A 19899-nucleotide genomic window follows, 5' to 3' on the forward strand; every position below is an offset into this window, starting at 1 on the left:
AAGTTTGCGACACATTTGTTACTTGTTTATTGTTATTTCTTTCATTCCTGATGGGATTTTAAAGGGGAATGAGAGTTTTTTATCGAGGTCTAAACCTTTGTATTCTAAAGAAATTTGGGTGTTGTTATCGCCTTCGCTGGCAACTATTTTGATAGTGTGAGGCAAGAGGAGTTTATCTACTTGCTGATAAGTGTAAGTAGCTGTAGCTTTTTGCTTGCCACCTAAATGATTCACTTCGGTAACGCCTACGCGGTAGTTATCAGGCAAAAAGCGATAAATCACTTGCACGGGTGATTCATCAGTGATTTCAATGTTGTACATATTATTGTCTTCACTGATGACTTTGATGATGCCTTCGCTATTAAAGTTGATGTTGTAAAGCGCATTGCCTAACAGAAGATTTTGCAATTCGCTAAAGCCTACTTCTACCCCTAATAACTTACTGATATAGCTAAAATCACCGCTGAAGTACGAATTGTCTATGCGGTTGTAATATTCAGCTTTTTCGGGGGTGATGAGTGCTTTGGCAAGACCTAAAGGAGCAGAAATCCATATTGTTTTATCTTTTTCCATACGGAAAGAAAAAGGCAGGTTTTGCTCGTTTTTACCGTCGTTATAGGTTACCAGCAAATTCCCGCTCAAGGTATTGAAAGCGGGGAATGATTTTAGGTGCTGGTTGATAATTTCTTTGGATTGTTTATCAACGCTGGCTCTCCCTGCAGGGGTTACCAAGGTTTGTTTGGTTTTACAACTCACTAATAAAATGGTTGTAAGGATTAAGATGATTTTTTTCATAATATTTTGTCGATTTTTTCGATTTGCCAAAAGTGCGAGCCGCACGGGCAAGACTTCAACGAAGTGTAGCGATGTATTTATTTGATAAGGTGCGCTGTTTCTTTATTTTTGACCGACTTTTTTTCTTCAGCCATTCCACTTGAGCTCTTGCTTCTTCTAAGGTAACGGGTGGCTGCTTGGATAGTATCTCCATAGCTAACTTTGCCCGTTCCGCAAATGATAGTTTGTAACTCATATTTCAATTCGCTAATTTCCAACTCTGCTAATTTGCTAATTTCCTCCAGTGCTTCCAAAGCCTCCAGTTCCTCTTTCGGTATTGGAAAGTTCAGTAACTGTTTGGAAAGAGGCTTTTGCGTATGCAGCAAATACCATTTGGGCGATGCGGTCGCCGTGGGTAATGGTAAAGGGTTCATTAGAGAGGTTTACGATGGGCACTTTCACTTCGCCGCGGTAGTCGCAATCAATGGTGCCAGGGCTGTTGATCACAGTGATGCCGTGCTTGATAGCCATTCCGCTACGAGGGCGCACTTGAGCTTCATAGCCTTCGGGGATTTCCAAAAATAAGCCAGTAGGCACAAGGGTGCGTTCTAAGGGTTGCAGGGTGATATTGCTATCGGGGAGATTGGCGCGGAGGTCTACCCCTGCAGCTCCTTCGGTTTGATAGGAAGGAAGCTCGTTATTAGATAAGTTTTTAATTTTTACAATCATTGTTCTTTATTTATTTGTTGTGTCGGTTGTGAACTCAGCGAATTGGTCGTAAGGAACTTTTTTGCCGTGTTTGAATAGCACAAAAGGTTCTTCGTCTATAAAACCGATGGTTATTCCGTTTTCATCAAAATTGTCTACTTCATCAAACTGAGGAGCGAATATTTCTTTTCCGTTAGTATCAACAAATCCCCAAAGCTCGTCTTTACATACGGCAGCCATTTCGTTGCAAAATTCGATCACTTCATCATATTGCAGAGGTACGATTTCTTCGCCTTTGGCGTTGATAAAGCCCCATTTCTCAGCAATCATCACGGCGGCAAATTCGCCATTGTCGTCAAATTCGGCAGCTTCGTCGTATTTTAGTTCGCAAATAAGTTCGCCTTGAGCATTGGCAAAGCCCCATTTATCGTTTTTCAGTACGGGAGTAAATCCGTTGTTAAAACCTATGATTTCATCGTATTGAAAAGGGATAATCACCTCGTCGTTTGGGTTGATAATACCCCAATACTTGTTGTGAATCACTTTGGCTACACCATCGAAAAAGCCCTCAGTTCCCTCGTATTTATAAGGGATTACGAGTTCGTTTTTCTTGTTGATGAATCCCCAAAGTTCGTTGTTTTTCACGGGGGCAAGTCCTTCGCTAAAGGAATCGGCATCGTCATAAACAAAAGGAATTACTTCTTTGCCTTTGGTGTTGATAAAACCAGCTTTACCATTGAGTTTTACGGCAGCCATACGAGCCGAAAAATGATTAGCAGCCTCGTAAATTAGGGGGATTACAAGCTCTCCTTTGGTATTTACAAAACCAAATTTACCGTTTTTCTTCACTTTGATAAGTCCTTCAGAAAAAGTAAAAACTTGGTCGTAGTACACGGGAACAATTTCTTTGCCAGCAGTGTTGAGCACGCCCCAAAGGTCGCCTATTTTCACAGCAGCTGTTCCATTGATAAAAGGGAAAGTAGCATCGTATTTAAAAGAACATATTTCTTTACCGTTTTGGTTTACAAATCCCCATTTTCCGTTGCGTTTGGCAGCGGCAAGGTTATCGTTTGTTAGTATTTGAGATTCTTCATAATTTTTTCGCCACAATTCTTGCGGTATTTCCATTCGTTTTCGTTTTTCTTTATTATTGGGGGCAAAGGTACGAATAATTTGTCAATTAGCAAATTAGCGAATTAGCAAATTGGCACACGGAAAGACTTACATATTGCGACCTTGTTCATTGGGGTAGAGAGTGTGTACGGGGTCGCTTTGCCAATAGTCGCGGGTATCGATATCCATTATAGTGATGCGCCCTTTGAAGGCAGCACCTGTATCTACATTGGTTACTCCGTTGAAAGAAAGTGGTTTATCGGAGCCTAATCGGGTGGTGGGGGTATGTCCGATGTATATTTCGGTATAGAGTTTTAGTCGGTTAGGGAAATGCCGGTCGGTAGGGGAGAGGTTGCAACTTTGTGCGAGTTCCCAAAGGGTTCTATCCCAATAGAACATTTGTTCAAAATGTTCGTGGGCGATGCCGCGCAGGTTCGTAAATCCAGCGTGGAGGAAGAGGCGGTTTTTGCTGTCTAAATAGTAGTTTTCGAGCTCGGCTAAGAAGTTGAGGTGAGCGTTACGGCGTTCGTGAGTTACGTTGTGGTAGGCTTTTTCGGTAGCTTTACCACCGTGTAAGCGCCAAAGGGTATCCATAGGTTTTCCTAAGAGGAAATCGTAGCATAAGGCATCGTGGTTGCCGCGTAAGAAGAGGCAGCGGTGTTTTTGGCGATAGCCGATGAGAAAATCCAATAGTTCAGGGGTTTCGCTCCAGCCATCGGCGTAGTCGCCGAGGAAGATAAGAAAATCGTCGTGCTGAATGTCAGCGCGTTGCAAAACTTGAATGAGGGCACGAGGAGCGCCGTGAATATCGCCAATAACAAGGGTTCTCATTGTAATAAAAAGGGTATTGATGAGGCAAAAGTAGCAAAAATATTTGGATTTTAGAGATAAAATGTTTTTATTTGCAGACTAAAAACTATGTAAGCGATGGAATTAGGTAACAAACATAAATGGAGTACAGTAACGACTGTAGGTTTTGCGCTTTTTGCGATGTTCTTTGGAGCGGGCAACTTGATATTACCCCCTTTTATAGGATTGGAAGCAGGGAATGATTGGTTGTGGGCACTTTTAGGCTTTTTTGTCACCGCTATTATTGCACCTTTTTTAGGAGTGCTAATGGTGGCTAAAGCGGGGACAAACTTTACTCATTTGGGGGATCGCATTCACCCAGAACTCATCAAATGGCTTACGCTGTTTGTGATATTGTGTATAGGTCCGCTCATTGCCATTCCGCGTACGGGTTCTACTACTTTTGAGGTAGGGATAGCCCCTTTGTTACCCAATTTACCTAAAATTGCATTTTTAGTGGTGTTTTTTGGGGTGGTTTTGGTGCTTTCTATCTCTAAATCGAAGATTGTGGATATTATCGGGAAGTTCCTGACGCCTTTTCTGCTAATAGTGTTGGTATTGCTCATTGTTTTAGGCATTCTCTTCCCCTTGCATCACACACTTCCATCGGATTTTACCGCAAAAGATAGTTTTGTTTTTGGTTTTACTGAAGGTTACCAAACGATGGATGTACTTGCCTCGGTGATTTTTGCGGGGATTATCATTTCGGCAGTCAGTGAAAAAGGCTATCATTCACCCGAAAAGCGTTCGCATATCACGTTGCTCTCGGGCGGTATCTCCACAATATGCTTGTTGCTTATCTACGGCGGACTCATCTATTTAGGAGCGACTTCAGGTTATCTTACTGATAATGAAGTTTCACGCACCGATTTGCTTTTGCATATTTCACACGCAGTGTTAGGAAAATGGGGAACAACAGCGGTTGCACTAGCGATAGGCTTTGCTTGCCTTACAACGGCTATTGCGCTCACTTCATCAGTAGGGAGTTTTTTTGAAGAGTTCACTAAAGGACGATTGCCTTATAAAGTAGGGGTAGTGCTCTGTACGCTTGTTTCTATAGTGCTTTCTATCAACAAAGTAGATAGCATTATACAATATGCGGCTTATATATTACTATTTTTATATCCTATTGTATTCACTATTATTTTGGACATATTGCTCTTTGGAAATACCATAAAATCGCGTACCCCCTATCTCGTGAGCATTGCTGTTACTGCTGTGTTATCGTTAATCGACAGTTGTAAAACTTGGGGAGTATCATCATTAGAGCAGGTGTATGCACTCAAGGCGTATCTTCCGTTAGATAGCTATTCGTTAGGGTGGTTGTTGCCCTCATTATTGGCGTTTTTGGGAGCAGCGGTGCTACAAGTAAGAGGTAAGAGATAAGAGGTAAGATGAAAACATTCTATCTATACATAGTATTGCTACTTAGTTTGGGCTGTAAGGCTCAAGAGTTTGATTTGCGCAGTATGAAACGCTTTGATGAAAAGGTTTTTAAGGATTGGGAAGTGGATACACAATATGTTCAAATGTATGATTGGGATAGATTCTTAAAAAAAGGAGATGAAAGGGTTAGGATTATCAAAACGGATAGTTTTATTCAAGTAGAAGTTAGTACCATTGCAAATCCTTATAAGAAAAAATATAAGTATGATATCCGCACCAAACGTTTGATTCTACAATCTTATTTCTTCTATGATTGCCAAATAGGTATTTGGAAAAATTGGAGCAAAACGGGCAAACTTATCAAAGAGGTAGATTATGATGAACCCTATAAATTAAGTGTAAAAGATATTATAACACTAGTAAATCAAAAATTTAATATTGATTTGTTGGATATGAAATTGCTTTTAAATGTAGATAGGTATAATAGAAGCGTTCCTATTTATAATATTATTAGTATTACAAAGCCTAATATAAGAGGACTAGAAATTAGGTATATAACCATAAGTGCTGATAATGGTGAAGTTCTTTTTGATAAAATGTTATCTTCAGAAAAGGATTTTAATGATAATATGAATGATATATATCAATTAGAAGGTGAGAAAAATTTGAAGAGGGGCAATACTTAAGAGAAATCACAAAGTTATATTGAACTGATATTGAAGTAAAGAAAGAATACAAAAAAAGCAATACTTTTTAGTATTGCTTTTTTCTTGCTCCCCCTACTGGACTTGAACCAGTGACCCTCTGATTAACAGTCAGATGCTCTAACCAACTGAGCTAAGGAGGAATATTCTACTTGTTTTTTTCTTAATTGCGGTGCAAAGGTACGACTATTTTTGAAACCTGCAAATTTTTAGGAAGATTTTTTTAAAATATTTTTTGCTTTTGCAGTTAAGATGTTTATTATCAATGGTTATTGATAAGTGTGGTTCGTGCCATTAGATAATGAGAAAGAGGGCTGTATCGACTTTAACAAAGTCTATACAGCCCCTTTTATTTTGGTATTACTTGTTATTTACAAAGTAGTGATAGAACCAAGGAATGGTTTCAATACCTTTGAGGAAGTTGAAAATACCATAGTGTTCGTTGGGCGAGTGGATGGCATCGCTGTCTAAACCAAAACCTAAGAGAATTGATTTGCTGCCTAATTCTTCTTCAAAAAGAGCTACAATAGGGATGCTACCGCCTGAACGCACTGGGATAGGCTCTTTGCCGAAGCTCGCTTGGCAGGCTTTTACCGCTGCTTGGTAAGCAGGCGTATCGGTAGGGGTTACATAACCTTGTCCGCCGTGGTGAGGGGTTACTTTCACGCGTACTCCTGCAGGAGCGATGCTCTCAAAGTGTTTGGTGAAGAGTTCGGTAATTTCGTGGTTGTCTTGGTTAGGCACCAAGCGCATTGATATTTTAGCATAAGCCTTACTTGGGATCACGGTTTTGGCTCCTTGCCCTGTATAGCCGCCCCAAATACCATTTACATCAAGGGTAGGGCGTATAGAGGCACGCTCAGTAGTGGTGTAGCCTTTTTCGCCATATACTTCATCGATATCTAAGGCTTTTTTGTAGGCTTCGAGTGAGAAAGGTGCTTTTGCCATTTCATCGCGTTCGGCTTGTGAGAGTTCTTCTACTTTGTCGTAGAAATGCGGAATGGTCACGCGGTTGTTCTCGTCGTGCAAAGAAGCAATCATCTTAGTAAGCACATTGATAGGGTTCGCTACCGCACCACCGTATAAGCCAGAGTGCAAATCGCGGTTGGCACTAGTAACTTCTACTTCCACATAGCTAAGTCCGCGTAAGCCCGTAGTGATAGAAGGGGTATCGTTAGCCAGCATACCGGTATCGGAAATGAGGATGATATCGTTTTTGAGTTTTTCGTGGTTGCGTTTTACAAACCAACTCAAACTTTCGGAACCTACTTCTTCTTCACCCTCAATCATAAACTTCACATTGCAAGGCAATACGTTGTTTTTCACCATATATTCAAGGGCTTTCACGTGCATAAACATTTGCCCTTTGTCGTCGCAAGCCCCACGAGCGAAGATAGCACCATCGGGGTGGATATCGGTTTTTTTGATCACAGGCTCAAAGGGGTCGGATTCCCAAAGCTCGATAGGGTCGGCGGGTTGTACATCGTAGTGCCCATATACCAATACGGTAGGTAGCGCAGGGTCGATAGTTTTTTCGCCATAGACGATAGGGTAGCCAGGGGTTTCACATATTTCTACCTTGTCGCAACCAGCCTTTTCTAAGGCGTTTTTTACGGCATCGGCGGTGTTGAGCACATCCTGAGAATAGGCAGCATCGGCACTAATAGAAGGCATTTTGAGCAGTTCTATCAGTTCCGCAATAAAGCGGTCTTTGTTTTCGTTGATATAATTTTTTACTGAATCCATTATGTATCGATTAACAATTTACAATTAATAATTTATAAAATAAGAGTTTTTAAAAGAGCAACAAAGGTACATTATTTTTTTAAAATACCAAAACTTCATCTATAAAAAGCCACGCATCACCGCCTTTAGGAGGGTTTTTTACATTTTTGAGAGAGAGTTTGATATAGCGAGCATCTTGAGGATTGAATTTCAGGATAAAATCTTTTAAAGAGGGTTTTCCTCTCACTATACAAGGCTCGTTGTGGGTTGCTACTTCGCGGTAGTTTTTTCCATCGGTTGAAATGGCCACTTCAAATTTTATAGGGAAGTAAATGCCAGCAGCTTGGTAGTCCATAGCGCCTATGCGGACTTCACTAATGTTGGTATTTTGGTCTAAATCGAGTGTGAGGGTTACATCGTCGCCTAACCAACCGAGCCATTGTCCGTCTAGGAAGTTTTTGCTACCGCGAACCACATTGGTGAGAGTCATCTCGCCTTGTCCCTGATACTTCTTATGATAGAGCGGACTATAACTCATTTTTTTAGCTATCGCTTTGTGGAATGTTACCTCACCAGTGGTAATGGTATTGGTCGCTTTTCCACTGAAAACAGTAGCTTTGAAGGTAGTACTTTCGTTGAAAGGAATAGGTTGGGTGTATTTTTCGGCTTTTTCTATGGGGGTATCGCCTAAAGCATAGCGAATATCGGCGTTAGGGACTTCACACTCTAATTTTAAGAAAACCTTACCGTTTTGGTTTTCAACGGCAGGCAACACCTGATACATAGAACGTGCGTATTTTATTTTCATCACATCTAGGCGATCCATAAAGGTTTCGGTACGCTTCACGAAGTTGTCCCAATTTTTTAAGTTATCGGGTGTCCAACTGATTTCGGAAAAAGCTAACAAGCGAGGGAAGAGCATATATTCCGAATGTTCGGGGGTAGCTATAAATTCAGCCCATAAGTTAGCTTGGGTACCTAAAACGTTTTTTTGTAGTTCTGGAGTGAGGTTTTCTTTTTCAAGATTGTAGTGGTAGAGTTTTTTAAGTGTTACATAACCGCCATTAGCGAGAGGCTCATACTCAGGGAGACCTTGATATCTGTTGATATAACAATCACTGGTGAGCACTACAGGGTTGCCTTGTTCGAGGGCTTTTCTGCCTATGTCGATACCGCGCCAATTCATCACTACCGCATCGTTAGCCAAACCACCGTCCATTATTTCATCCCAACCTACAAGAACACGTCCTTTAGAGACTAAAAATTTGTCTATTCGTTTGATGAAATAGCTTTGCAATTCGTGAACATCTTTTAAGTGGTTGTCTTTTATACGTTGTTGGCATTTAGGGCATTTTTCCCATTCGGTGTGATCGGCTTCGTCGCCACCTATGTGAATGTATTTGCTAGGGAATAGCGCCATTACTTCGGTAAGTACATCTTCTAAGAAAGTGAAAGATTCCTCTTGTCCTGCACAATAGATGTCGATGTTAGGCCATACGGCGCCAGAAGGTACACCTATGGGGCGTTTATGACAAGAGAGTTCGGGATAAGCGGCTATAGCACTCATCACGTGGGCGGGCATTTCTATTTCGGGGATTACCGTAATACCACGAGCAGCGGCGTAGGCTACAATCTCTTTGATATCCTCTTGGGTATAGAAACCGCCATATTTTTTAGGAGCTGATGCGGGATTGTCAAAGGCATCGGCAGGGTTAGAGGTGCGCTCATCCCATAGTTTATCCTCTTGATCTACGCGCCAAGCACCTACTTCGGTAAGTTTAGGGTATTTTTTAATTTCGATACGCCAACCCTCATTGTCTACCAAATGGAAATGAAAAGTGTTGAGTTTGAGCATCGCCATACGGTCGAGGGTTTTCAGTATATATTCTTTAGAGAAGAAATGACGAGAGACATCGAGCATCAATCCGCGCCAAGGGTATTCGGGTTTATCGTTGATAGTTATAGTAGGGATGACCCAATTAGCATTAACAGGAGTAGAGCTTTCAAACTCTTTAGGCAAAAGTTGGCGCAGGGTTTCGAGGGCATATATAGCTCCGTTGTAATCGGCAGCAGCTATGGATATTTTATCAGGTTGAACTACGAGGTTGTAACCTTCTTTAGGCAAAGAATTATCGATAGAGAGAGCGATGTAGTTTGTTTGTACGGTTTCATTTTTAATAGGCAGTTTGATGCCAGAGGCTTTTTCGAATTGTTTAGCAAAGATTTCAGCGGCAGGGGCTAAAGATTGGTTGCTTACAAAAACGGTTTCTTTAGTAAATTGAAAGTTTCCATTGTTTAGGGTCATTGATTGGGGTTTAGGGATGATACAGATATCATTTTCGGCAAACTTCACTTGTTGTTTTGGGGTTTGGCAAGCGAAGGCCAAAAGTGCAGTAATGAATAAAAGTTTTTTCATTGGTACTAGTTTTTAGGGGTTAAACATTTTTTTAAAAGTAGCTCGACGCGCAAATATGGTGGGGTCAAAATTTTTCCAGAGTTGTTGGATAGCGATATTTTCTTCGAGTTCGGGGGTGATAACACAGTGAGTCACCTTGTTTTTAGTGAAAACATCGTAGTAATAATCGAACAAAAGTGCCGGAATACCTTTACTTTGGTATTCGGGAGCTACTCCAATGAGGTAGAACTCTACAGTATCGTGGTGTTTTTTGGCTTGCAATAAGTGCCACCAACCCCAAGGGAAGAGTTTGCCTTTGGCTTTTTGTAAGGCTTTGGAAAAAGAAGGCATTACGATAGCAAAACATATCAGTTTGCCGTCTTTATCTTCAATAAAACGGATGTACTCAGGATTGATAAACGGAATGTATTTCTGTTTGAAATAATCGCGCTGACGGTTGCTCACAGGTACGTAAGAAGCCAGCTTAGAGTAGGTTTCGTTGTAGAGATCGAACATTGCATCAACGTGCTTGAGCACCTCTTTGGTAGTGGGGGTATCGATAGATTTTACGCCATAGCGTTTTTTTATAGCTTCGGCTGTTTTTTTGAAGAATTCAGGTTTCGCATTTTTTAATTGGAAAGACATATCAATAAAGCCTTTTTCTTTAGTAAACCCTAATTGCTCTAAGTGCTGTTTGTAGTACGGATAGTGATACCACGTCATCATATTAGAGATATGGTCGTACCCCTCGGTGAGCAAGCCCACCTTGTCCATACTCGAAAATCCCATAGGACCTTCGATATATTCCAACTGGTATTCGCGAGCTTTTTCGGTTACTTTGTTTAAAAGAGCTTTGGTAACCTCGATATCGTCAATCATATCAAGCCAACCAAAACGCACTTTTTTTGCGCCTTGTTTGAGGTCGTGTTGGTTTATGATAGCAGCCACACGTCCTACCATTTTACCATTTTCGTTGTAAGCGCCGTAGAAGAAGGCTTCGGCATTTTCAAACACAGGGTTTTTGGTTTTATCAAAAGAAGCTACTTCATCGTTGATAAGAGGTGGTACCCAATAAGGGTGGTTAGGGTATAGAGATAGAGGGAACTTTACAAATTCAGTAAGTTCTTTTTTAGAGGAAAGTTCTTTAATCGATAGCATTACGTCTGTTTCTTTTAGCTTTTTTCTTATGGTCTATTTTAGTAGGTTCTACTTTTTCTTTGAGTACTTTTTTGATATAGCTGTTGTGATTGTCGATGCGGTAAGAAGCGCCTATCAAGCCCATATAACGCTGAGGTGTGTCTTTCCAGTCAAAGCCTACATCGGCATTGAGTTGCAATTTGTCGGAGGCTAAAAAAGCTACCCCAAGGCGGGTGATTTGGTCGCGGTATTGCTCGTTATACACTCCTTGTTGTTCGGCAAAGATGCTGAACCATCCGTTGTCTAAGTTATGAGTAAGCGTGAGTATATAGCTGTATTCGGCGCTTTCTTTTTTCAAGAATCTATCGGCGATGAGGTTGGCTACCACCACCACGCGAGGGATAGGTTCGGCTTGGAAAATAACAGCTACTTTTGGTGATAGTTGGGGTATCTCCTCATAATAATAACGCTTGTTAGGCAGGAAATTCATGCCAGCATATAGAGCGATAGAGGGAGTGAGGTTTCGCCAGCGGAAAGAGTTGTTAGCTTTCCAGCTGTGAGCGTTAGGTTTTTCGTCTAAGAAAGCGGGTTTGAACAGTTGATATTTTGCACCGATAGTGTTGTTTACAAAGCCAAAGTGGGATGAAGAACCATTGTTGTCAAAGGTATAGTCGTAGGCGAGGGTGCCGTTGAGCATTACTTCTAATTGTTCTTTAAAGAAGCCATAGCGCACAGCGTAATTCACTCCTGTAAAGTTCATAGAAGTGTCGGTTTTTTTATGGTTGCTGCGTTCGTACCACAAGCCTCCTTCGAACTGCAATACGCGAGCCCCTACGGCATAGGCACTTTGAGAATTACCGGGGAGATTGGAGTTGATAATCTCAGTGTATTGGGCGGAAGCTGCCATTGGCAGTAGCGCAATTAAGAGTAAGGAGAGTTTTTTCATTGTAAATAGAATATTTTAGGCGACAAAGATAATAAATAATTACGAATTACGAGTTACGAATTACGAAATTATTACGAATTACGAAGTGAGGTATTAGTCCAAAGATGTTTATTCTACTTAGAGAGGAGAATTTGTAAAAATGGTTTTTTATAAAACAAAATGTTTTTCTATGGAATTTAAGGATAAATATATAAAAAAGTTGCTTAACAGTATTGTTAAACAACTTTTTTACTCATTATTTGTAACTTGTTATTACTTTTTCTTTTTATTCTCGAAATTTACGGCGCAAGAGTCGATTTCGGATACACGGAGGGTGTTTACCATTCCTTTGCCTTGCATTGGCATTGACACGAGACTTATCATTATGTCGCCCATATCTACATAACCTTTTTCGTTGGCAATATGGTTGATGTCCTCAATCAATTCATCGGTAGAAACAAAGCGATCGTAGTAGAAGGTAGTTACGCCCCACAAGAGGTTCAACTGGGTGAGGATACGCTTGTTAGAGGTGAAAATGAGGATGTGCGAATTAGGGCGGTATGACGAAATACGGAAGGCTGCATACCCACTGTTTGTAAGCGAGGTAATTACCTTGGCATTGGTGTCATTAGCCATTTTCGCTGCGTGGAAACAGATCGTATTGGTTACATAACGCAACGAACGTATAAACGGTGTGATGAGAGGAACTTGGATAAGGTTAGAATCCTCTACACTTTTGATGATGCGAGTCATCTGTTGGATTACTTGCACAGGATATTTACCTACTGAAGTTTCTCCAGAGAGCATTACAGCATCGGCACCGTCCATTACCGAGTTTCCTACGTCGTTCACTTCAGCGCGAGTAGGGGTAAGGCTTGAAATCATACTTTCCATCATTTGGGTAGCGATGATTACAGGGATGTGGTGAGATTTAGCTTTGTGCACCAATTCTTTTTGGATAAGAGGCACTTCTTCAGCTGGGATTTCTACCCCAAGGTCACCACGAGCAACCATAATACCATTACAAGCCGCCATAATCTTATCGATATTTACCAATGCTTCAGGTTTTTCAATCTTGGCGATGATAGGAATTTCGTAACCTGCATTTTCTTTGATAAGTTCTTTTAGGTCTTGGATATCTTCGGGGTGTCGCACGAATGAAAGTGCAAACCAATCTACCTCTTGAGAAATAGCGAAAAGAGCATCGCGTACATCTTTTTCAGTAAGAGCAGGAAGTGATACTTTAGTATTAGGTAAGTTTACCCCTTTTTTAGATTTGAGAGGTCCCCCTTGTACAACTACAGCTACTACCTCGTCTTCACGGTTCGTAGATTCCACTTCAAAGATGAGTTTCCCATCGTCTAACAAAATGCGTTCGCCAGGGTTTACATCTTGAGGGAACGCTTTGTAGTTCATATAGGCGCGTTCTTTAGTACCTACAAAAGGTTCACCAGTAACGAAAGTTACGCGGTCGCCAGGGTATACCACAGCATCGTCTTCCATTACCCCAACGCGCAATTTAGGTCCTTGGAGGTCGGCGAGGATAGCGGTATGAAAACCGTGTTCTTCGTTGATTTGGCGAATCATCTTGATGCGGTTGCGCACATCGTCGTAATCGGCGTGTGAGAAGTTAATACGGAAGACGTTCACGCCCGCCGCCATCATATCTTTTATTACCTCAGGGCTTTCGGTAGCGGGGCCTAAGGTAGCTACGATCTTTGTTTTTTTTGTATTTAACATTCTTGTAAAATCTGTTTATATTTATAATCTAGTGTATCGGCATCGATAGTATAAGCGGTAGTAGCAGGTATTTCGGATATTTTAGAGAGCAATGTTGCTAAATCCATACGCCTTTCGGTGTCAATTTTTAGAAAGTAGTCTACTTTTTTATATTTGTCTATTAAGTAGATAAGAGAGGTAGTACTCTCGAAAAGCGAAAGGGATTGCATTTCTTTCTCAATTAGCAGTTTGTTGCCTATGCAGTGCCAAGCTATTCCTAACAAGGGGTTTTCCCAAAAGTAATACGAAAAATATTTACCTGAAACTGTGTCTAACAAACTTGCTTTTTGGTTTTCTTTAGCCAATTGCAATTGCAGAATTTTGTTCAGAAAATAAGCCAAGCGATAGTCGTCTAAAGCTGAATGTACTGCGATGAGCTTGTAATCACAAGGTAAAACATCTAGTAATTTAAGTACTGCTGCCATAGTTCTTCACTTTCAGGCGGCAAAGATACAAACTAATTAGCGAATTAGCAAATTAGCGAGTTAGAAAATTGTTTTGGCACGGTTTTTGGAATATAGTAATAAATTAATTTAGAAATCGCTATTATATTATATATTCTAAGGCGCGTTGCTGTGATAGTAACGCGCTTTTTTATTTTAGAATCGGATGCCAAAACCTATGCCTAAAGTGCGGTATTCTACTGTATCGGGGATTTCATCGGCAAGAATGGGTTTGCCCACCTCAAAACTTGTATATGAGGCATCTATCAATACACTTACAGTGAATGCATCTTCTACAGCAATAGGGATACTCAATCCTATTTTAGCTTCGCCAAAAGAAGCCTTTACTTGTTTGCTCAGCGGGATAAAACCAGATAGTTGTCCGTAAATATCGGCATAAGAAGCCTGAGGGAGCATTCCTCTAACAACGATTCCTGCTTTTAAGGCAGTGGTTACGGGAGCTCTGAAATGGTGAATCCCCACAATACCTCCTACAGCAAAAGAATGGGTGAGTAGGTAATTAGCTGAAAGATCGGTGGAATAAATTACTTTTTCTTTAAACTTGTGTTCTTTTCCATAAGAAGCATCTCTACCCAAATGGTCTATAAAATGAACCCCATAAGTATAAGTAGCTTTTTCTTTTCTGGGGATATTTAGATGAGCACTTGCTTGGAAAAACCATCTTTCGTCAAAGAAATCTTGAGCGAGAAGCATTGAGGGCAATAAGAAAACTGCAATGTAAAGGATATTTTTCATTTGTTACAATCTAAAAATATTCTCAGCAATAGGCAATTTGCCTTTTACATCGTAAATGATTCCTTTTTCGTTTAGGTAATCGGCTATATTCATCTGTAAAAACTCGTTGTGTGCTACGCAAAGCACTACTACATCATTGTTTTTAGGGAGTTTTTCTCTATTGGTTTCTACCTTGATGCCGTACTCTTCTTCAGCGCGGTGAGGGTCAGCCCAAGGGTCGTATATCACTATGTGAGCAGTGAAATTTTCCAGTGTGCGATAGATATCGATAACCTTAGTATTGCGAGTATCGGGGCAGTTTTCTTTAAAGGTGAAGCCCAAAAGCAAGATTTTGCTATCTTTCACTGGAGCGCCTTGCAAACACAAGCGGTTGATAATCTGGTAAGCGATATATCCCCCCATAGAATCGTTAGTTTTGCGGGCTTCCATCATTAGGCGGGGTGAAACGCCGTGGAGCTTGGCTTTTTGTATGAGGTAGTAAGGGTCTACCCCTATACAATGTCCGCCTACCAATCCAGGGCGGAAAGGCAAAAAGTTCCACTTGCTGCTAGCGGCATCTATCACGGCATTGGTATCGATGTCGAGAATATTGAAAATTTTAGCAATTTCGTTCATAAAAGCGATATTCACATCGCGCTGAGCGTTTTCTATCACTTTGGCGGCTTCGGCTACTTTGATAGAGGAAGCGAGATAAGTACCCCCAGTGAGTACTGAATTGTAAAGCGCATCGACTTTTGCTGCTATCTCAGGGGTAGAACCTGAAGTTATTTTGCAGATGTTCTCCACCGTGTGTTGTTTGTCGCCAGGGTTGATGCGTTCGGGGGAGTAACCTACAAAGAAATCGCGGTTGAACACGAGGTTTGATACTTTTTCTAAGACAGGTACGCATACTTCTTCGGTTACTCCTGGGTAAACCGTTGATTCGTAAATCACAATATCACCTTTTTTGAGCAATGCCCCTACTGTTGCACTTGCTTTGCGGAGTGCGGTAAGGTCGGGTTGCTGATAGAGGTCGATAGGGGTAGGGACAGCCACGATATACACATTGCAATCGGCGGCATCCACAGGGTTTGTAGTACAAATGAGGTGAGTAGCCAAACGCTCTTTAAGCGTTTCACTACTGATTTCGCCGGTAGTATCTACTCCAGCGTTGAGGCTTTCTACACGCACCTTATAAGGGTCGTAACCCACGGTAGGATATTTTTTAGCAAAGAGGCAAGCTAAAGGTAAACCCACATAACCGAGACCTATAATACCTATTTTCATCAATTAACAATTAATATAAAGCTTCTAAAAACTCTTTTTTTGAAATGCTTTCATCAGTGTCAGCATCTTTGACTTCTACTTTCTTTATGAACTTCCATTGGTCATTCTTTTTAATGTAATAATACACTTGGGAAGGATATTTAGAGGCATAAGTATCTTCTTCTCCTTCTATTTTCTCGAGATATTGAGCTGGAGTATATCTACCTATGAGTTTATAATCAGAAAGATGCTGTTCAACTCTATTCTTTAATAATATATTTATCTTTTTTAAATCTTCTTGGGTATAGTAATAAGAATCTTCAATGCCCTTATATCGAAACTGAGGGGAAATTTTTTCTTTGATCAAGAAATCTTCCCAATACTCCTTTTCAGCAGTTGTTTGAGGTAAATAACATACCATAAATTGACCTTTTTCTTTAACTAAATCACTTTTTAAGGGAAAACGATTTACTAATTCAAAGAAATAGTTATTAGGCAAAGTATTAAGTCCCTCAATCCCTTCTAGTGTAGTTTTATCAGGTTGAGAGCAGCTTGTCTGAAAAATGATGACAGCTAATATTATAAACGTTCTTTTTATTTTCATACTATTAATCTTTATTATAACGTGAGTTCAGCGTAAGTAATTATTTAAAAATCAGTAAAATATTTTTAATCTCCCACGAATTACACGAATTTTCACGAAATTGGGAGTGCATAAAAGTCTTTATTTTTTATTATCTCACGAATTTTCACCTGACGGTGAATTATTTTGTGAATATATTATGTTACAAAGATGTAAATCAATGTTCTGTTATATCGAACTGACGTTAATTATGATTTTAAATTCAACATTAAAACCTATTTATATATTATTTCGTTTATTTTTTCAGGATCATAATCTTCAAAAAGGATTTCTCCAAAGTCTTTTTGTGTTGCTTGAACATTAGAAGGCTTTCTCTCATCCCACCAATAGGTGATATGTCCAAATCGGTGTAGAACAATCTTATTTTTACTATATTTAAAAGTGATATACTTTTCAGCGGTATAATTCCCAGGTACTTCAGTATTTAATTCAATAGTGAAAAAATTGTCTTTAAAAGCAATTCTTTTGAAAAAAATAAACTCCATACTTGGATAGATTTTTTCATTGTGAAAGAATTTGTACTTATCACCTCCTTGATGAATTAACAAAATAACAGGAGTTACTAAAGTTTTAGGGTCATCAGTTTCTGGAGCGTTGTTGTTTTCAAAAGCGAGGATGATATCTTTATAACCATCTTGATTGAGGTCGTGTAGATACATTTTTTTCAGCGTAAAGAGCTTATATTTTTGTATGCGATTGATGACCTCAGTAATATTTTTAAATTGAATCATCTCCCCACTATCATTTTGAATGATCCCCTCTTCTGTTATGACGATGTCCTCAGGAGTGGTAAAATCGTTTTTTAAAAACTCTTCGTAATCTCCTTTTTTATCACCATTCATATATTTCTTGTAATAAGGAAGTTTTGTATAAGGAAACTCAAAATAATACATATTTTTATCTTTAATAAGAGTTCCTTCTAAATAATCAGGATAATCATTGTATTCACTATCTTCTGCTGAAATATATTTTTTAGGCATAGCAACAATATATTTTCCTTCGGATCTATATATTTTTACAAAATCACCATAAGTAGTTTTAGACTCTTCATACTCTGCTTTCCAATAGGTTATTCTCTGTCCTAAAGGAAAGATTTTGTTATCCTTATAACAATATAGTTCCCAACCAAAATTATACTCGCCAACCAAAGGAAAAAATAAGATGTACGTTTTATTCTCCTCATCCAAATAAACAAAAGGACTTGAAGTAAGTACATCAGAGGTTTTTCTGATGATTTTTCTAGCATCCTTACCAACAGTTACTGTAATTATTTCAGATACACTATTTTTTCCTTCTTCTATTTCATTTGCAACCCTTACATTTTGGCAATTCAACTTATAAAATTCTTCTTTGTTAGAGACATTGCATTCTAATTTTAAAAGTTGAACCAGTCCTTTATAGTCTATAGTTGTTTCTTGAATATCATTAGGCATTACATCCCTTTTCCCTGCTAAAATATCATCATTTAATATTTTAGAAATTAGAAAATGCCCGTCCTTATCTTTTTCTAATAAATAGTCTACACAAGTTTCTTTTTCATAAGTGTTTCCAAATAGTAAAAAACAACATCTGTATTCATTTTTATTTTCTAAAGGTGTTATTTTTAATGTACTATTGAGAACATCAGCAAAAAAATCTTGCCCCTTTATAAAAGGGTCGTAATCTAATGTCATATCAGCAGATAGTTCATCAATCTTTTCCAACAATTGCTTGGAAACATATTGCTTGAAAAGTACTTCTCGGTTATCTAACGAACCATTATAAACAGATGAATAAAAAGCTTTTAGAGTTGCTATAGCAACTTCTGTATCTGTAGATTCAGCAGCTGCGTTATTAGCGTTCTTCTTATCTCTACAACTAATAAAAGCTATTAAAATAAATATGATAATAATTCTTTTCATAAGTAAAAAATTGTCAGACAAGGCAGACGGGGCAGACGAGTAGGATGGGGGAGGGGAGATAGTGCTGCCCCCTGAGACCTGAAACCTGACCCCTGACCCCTAAATCATATTATATTGCTTTAGTTTTCTGTACAGAGTGCGTTCGGAAATTCCTAAAGCCTTAGCTGTTTCTTTGCGTTTGCCATCGTTGTGTTCTAATGATTTGCGTATCATCTCACGCTCTTGTTCTTGGAGTGAAAAACGCTCTTCTTCAGCAGCTTCCTCGTAGTCGTACACCACTTCGTGAGGAAGGATTTCTTTTTCGGCAGGCGTTACAGGTAAAAAAGCAAAAGAGGGAGGTGTAGGGTCGTTTTTGCGAGTGTCGTTGCCATAAATGCGATGGATGAGACCTTCGTTCTCTTGTTGTACTTGGGGGGAATTGCCGTGTTGTAGTAGCTCAAGAGTGAGTTTTTTCAGGTCGTTGAGGTCGTTTTTCATATCGAAAAGTACCTTGTAAAGCAGTTCACGTTCGTTGCTAAAATCACTATCTGAGCGGTTTTGTGCAGGGACTATTGAAGGCAGATTTGTCCCTTCGTCGGGCAGGTAAGAGCGCAAAAGGCTTGCGGTGATGTCGCGGCGTTGTTCCAATACCGAAATTTGTTCGGCTACATTGCGCAACTGGCGTATATTACCGCTCCAGCGGTAGTTGGTAAGCAATTGTACAGCATCTTCACTGAGCCTTACGGGAGGCATTTTGTATTTTTCGGCAAAATCCGAAGCGAACTTGCGGAAGAGCAGGTGTATATCGTCTTTGCGTTCGCGCAAAGGAGGAAGGTGTATTTCTACGGTGCTGAGTCGGTAATAGAGGTCTTCGCGGAAACGTCCTTTTTTGATGGCTTCTTGCATTTGTACATTGGTAGCTGCCACGATGCGCACATTGGTTTTCTGTACTACTGAAGACCCTACTTTGATAAACTCACCATTTTCGAGTACTCGCAAGAGGCGCACTTGGGTAGTAAGAGGCAGTTCGCCCACTTCGTCTAAGAAAATAGTACCGCCATCGGCTTCTTCAAAATAACCACTACGGGTAGCCGTTGCCCCTGTGAAAGCCCCTTTTTCATGACCAAAAAGTTCAGAATCAATAGTGCCTTCGGGGATAGCCCCGCAGTTCACAGCGATATATTTGCCGTGTTTGCGCATTGAGAGTGAGTGAATGATGCGCGGGAGAGCCTCTTTGCCCACCCCACTTTCACCAGTGATGAGCACCGAAATATCGGTAGGGGCGACTTGTATGGCTTTTTCGAGCGCACGATTGAGTTTTAAATCGTTGCCAATGATACCAAAACGCTGTTTTATTGCTTGTATATTTTCCACTTCTTTTACTTGAGAGTTTAGAGTTGCAAAGATACAAATAATTAGCAAATTAGCAAATTTGCC

The 19899-nt window shown here is 39.9% G+C and carries 18 protein-coding genes and 1 tRNA gene; 2 read left to right on the forward strand and 17 right to left on the reverse strand.

Annotated elements, in window-relative coordinates; all coding sequences use genetic code 11:
- Positions 1-18: 18 nt before the first annotated feature.
- The 5 genes from Q0162_RS10585 to Q0162_RS10605 all read right to left on the reverse strand — a co-directional run bounded on the left by Q0162_RS10585 (position 19) and on the right by Q0162_RS10605 (position 3426).
- Complete coding sequence (locus Q0162_RS10585) at positions 19-795, reverse strand: DUF4292 domain-containing protein (RefSeq protein ID WP_297891425.1); 777 nt, start codon at positions 793-795, stop codon at positions 19-21.
- A gap of 77 nt (positions 796-872) precedes the next feature.
- The gene (locus Q0162_RS10590; RefSeq protein WP_297891427.1) at positions 873-1088 is read right to left on the reverse strand and encodes a hypothetical protein; all 216 of its coding nucleotides are present in this window, start codon (positions 1086-1088) and stop codon (positions 873-875) included.
- Entirely contained in the window at positions 1066-1503 is a 438-nt protein-coding gene (gene dut / locus Q0162_RS10595) for a dUTP diphosphatase (RefSeq protein ID WP_095898281.1), read from the reverse strand. The genes Q0162_RS10590 and dut overlap by 23 nt, the downstream gene beginning before the upstream one ends.
- A 6-nt stretch (positions 1504-1509) precedes the next feature.
- Positions 1510-2610 carry a WG repeat-containing protein gene (locus Q0162_RS10600; RefSeq protein WP_297891429.1) on the reverse strand — a complete coding sequence of 367 codons (1101 nt, stop codon included), beginning with the start codon at positions 2608-2610 and terminating at the stop codon, positions 1510-1512.
- Between the two features lie 93 nt (positions 2611-2703).
- Complete coding sequence (locus Q0162_RS10605; protein ID WP_297891432.1) at positions 2704-3426, reverse strand: metallophosphoesterase; 723 nt, start codon at positions 3424-3426, stop codon at positions 2704-2706.
- 96 nt (positions 3427-3522) lie between these two features.
- Between Q0162_RS10605 and brnQ the strand changes: the two genes are divergently transcribed.
- Both brnQ and Q0162_RS10615 read left to right on the forward strand, forming a co-directional pair.
- Entirely contained in the window at positions 3523-4830 is a 1308-nt protein-coding gene (brnQ, locus tag Q0162_RS10610) for a branched-chain amino acid transport system II carrier protein (RefSeq protein ID WP_297891434.1), read from the forward strand.
- Positions 4831-4838: 8 nt separating this feature from the next.
- On the forward strand, positions 4839-5516 hold the full coding sequence (locus Q0162_RS10615; protein ID WP_297891436.1) for a hypothetical protein: 678 nt from the start codon (positions 4839-4841) through the stop codon (positions 5514-5516).
- Between the two features lie 87 nt (positions 5517-5603).
- Here the strand turns inward: Q0162_RS10615 and Q0162_RS10620 are convergent.
- The 12 genes from Q0162_RS10620 to Q0162_RS10675 all read right to left on the reverse strand — a co-directional run bounded on the left by Q0162_RS10620 (position 5604) and on the right by Q0162_RS10675 (position 19836).
- Positions 5604-5677, reverse strand: a tRNA-Asn gene (locus Q0162_RS10620).
- Between the two features lie 217 nt (positions 5678-5894).
- Positions 5895-7280 carry a dipeptidase gene (locus tag Q0162_RS10625; RefSeq protein ID WP_095898277.1) on the reverse strand — a complete coding sequence of 462 codons (1386 nt, stop codon included), beginning with the start codon at positions 7278-7280 and terminating at the stop codon, positions 5895-5897.
- A gap of 79 nt (positions 7281-7359) precedes the next feature.
- A complete protein-coding gene (locus Q0162_RS10630; protein ID WP_297891440.1) occupies positions 7360-9675 on the reverse strand; it encodes a glycoside hydrolase family 20 protein in 2316 nt (771 codons plus the stop codon).
- 12 nt (positions 9676-9687) lie between these two features.
- Positions 9688-10812, reverse strand: coding sequence for a GTP cyclohydrolase (locus Q0162_RS10635; RefSeq protein WP_297891442.1), 1125 nt, complete (start codon positions 10810-10812; stop codon positions 9688-9690).
- Entirely contained in the window at positions 10799-11737 is a 939-nt protein-coding gene (locus Q0162_RS10640; RefSeq protein ID WP_297891448.1) for a transporter, read from the reverse strand. Before Q0162_RS10640 ends, Q0162_RS10635 begins: the two co-directional genes overlap by 14 nt.
- A gap of 252 nt (positions 11738-11989) precedes the next feature.
- Positions 11990-13456 (reverse strand): pyruvate kinase, encoded by a 1467-nt coding sequence (gene pyk, locus Q0162_RS10645; RefSeq protein ID WP_297891451.1) that lies wholly within the window; start codon positions 13454-13456, stop codon positions 11990-11992.
- Complete coding sequence (locus Q0162_RS10650) at positions 13450-13920, reverse strand: IPExxxVDY family protein (protein WP_281640025.1); 471 nt, start codon at positions 13918-13920, stop codon at positions 13450-13452. The genes pyk and Q0162_RS10650 overlap by 7 nt, the downstream gene beginning before the upstream one ends.
- A 174-nt stretch (positions 13921-14094) precedes the next feature.
- On the reverse strand, positions 14095-14694 hold the full coding sequence (locus Q0162_RS10655) for a hypothetical protein (protein WP_297891456.1): 600 nt from the start codon (positions 14692-14694) through the stop codon (positions 14095-14097).
- Between the two features lie 3 nt (positions 14695-14697).
- Positions 14698-15960 carry a nucleotide sugar dehydrogenase gene (locus Q0162_RS10660; RefSeq protein ID WP_297891458.1) on the reverse strand — a complete coding sequence of 421 codons (1263 nt, stop codon included), beginning with the start codon at positions 15958-15960 and terminating at the stop codon, positions 14698-14700.
- Between the two features lie 10 nt (positions 15961-15970).
- On the reverse strand, positions 15971-16543 hold the full coding sequence (locus Q0162_RS10665; RefSeq protein ID WP_297891460.1) for a hypothetical protein: 573 nt from the start codon (positions 16541-16543) through the stop codon (positions 15971-15973).
- Between the two features lie 254 nt (positions 16544-16797).
- Positions 16798-18483 (reverse strand): hypothetical protein, encoded by a 1686-nt coding sequence (locus Q0162_RS10670; protein WP_297891463.1) that lies wholly within the window; start codon positions 18481-18483, stop codon positions 16798-16800.
- 99 nt (positions 18484-18582) lie between these two features.
- Entirely contained in the window at positions 18583-19836 is a 1254-nt protein-coding gene (locus Q0162_RS10675) for a sigma-54-dependent Fis family transcriptional regulator (RefSeq protein WP_203080942.1), read from the reverse strand.
- Between the last annotated feature and the right edge of the window lie 63 nt (positions 19837-19899).

This window comes from uncultured Capnocytophaga sp., assembly GCF_937936315.1.
In the GTDB taxonomy this organism is placed as follows: Bacteria; Bacteroidota; Bacteroidia; order Flavobacteriales; family Flavobacteriaceae; genus Capnocytophaga.

Excerpts from the sequence above, each read along its gene's own strand:
- Q0162_RS10585 (WP_297891425.1), bottom strand. The coding sequence starts at position 795 with ATGAAAAAAATCATCTTAATCCTTACAACCATTTTATTAGTGAGTTGT.
- dut (WP_095898281.1), bottom strand. The coding sequence starts at position 1,503 with ATGATTGTAAAAATTAAAAACTTATCTAATAACGAGCTTCCTTCCTAT.
- Q0162_RS10600 (WP_297891429.1), bottom strand. The coding sequence starts at position 2,610 with ATGGAAATACCGCAAGAATTGTGGCGAAAAAATTATGAAGAATCTCAA.
- Q0162_RS10605 (WP_297891432.1), bottom strand. The coding sequence starts at position 3,426 with ATGAGAACCCTTGTTATTGGCGATATTCACGGCGCTCCTCGTGCCCTC.
- brnQ (WP_297891434.1), top strand. The coding sequence starts at position 3,523 with ATGGAATTAGGTAACAAACATAAATGGAGTACAGTAACGACTGTAGGT.
- Q0162_RS10615 (WP_297891436.1), top strand. The coding sequence starts at position 4,839 with ATGAAAACATTCTATCTATACATAGTATTGCTACTTAGTTTGGGCTGT.
- Q0162_RS10625 (WP_095898277.1), bottom strand. The coding sequence starts at position 7,280 with ATGGATTCAGTAAAAAATTATATCAACGAAAACAAAGACCGCTTTATT.
- Q0162_RS10630 (WP_297891440.1), bottom strand. The coding sequence starts at position 9,675 with ATGAAAAAACTTTTATTCATTACTGCACTTTTGGCCTTCGCTTGCCAA.
- Q0162_RS10635 (WP_297891442.1), bottom strand. The coding sequence starts at position 10,812 with ATGCTATCGATTAAAGAACTTTCCTCTAAAAAAGAACTTACTGAATTT.
- Q0162_RS10640 (WP_297891448.1), bottom strand. The coding sequence starts at position 11,737 with ATGAAAAAACTCTCCTTACTCTTAATTGCGCTACTGCCAATGGCAGCT.
- pyk (WP_297891451.1), bottom strand. The coding sequence starts at position 13,456 with ATGTTAAATACAAAAAAAACAAAGATCGTAGCTACCTTAGGCCCCGCT.
- Q0162_RS10650 (WP_281640025.1), bottom strand. The coding sequence starts at position 13,920 with ATGGCAGCAGTACTTAAATTACTAGATGTTTTACCTTGTGATTACAAG.
- Q0162_RS10655 (WP_297891456.1), bottom strand. The coding sequence starts at position 14,694 with ATGAAAAATATCCTTTACATTGCAGTTTTCTTATTGCCCTCAATGCTT.
- Q0162_RS10660 (WP_297891458.1), bottom strand. The coding sequence starts at position 15,960 with ATGAAAATAGGTATTATAGGTCTCGGTTATGTGGGTTTACCTTTAGCT.
- Q0162_RS10665 (WP_297891460.1), bottom strand. The coding sequence starts at position 16,543 with ATGAAAATAAAAAGAACGTTTATAATATTAGCTGTCATCATTTTTCAG.
- Q0162_RS10670 (WP_297891463.1), bottom strand. The coding sequence starts at position 18,483 with ATGAAAAGAATTATTATCATATTTATTTTAATAGCTTTTATTAGTTGT.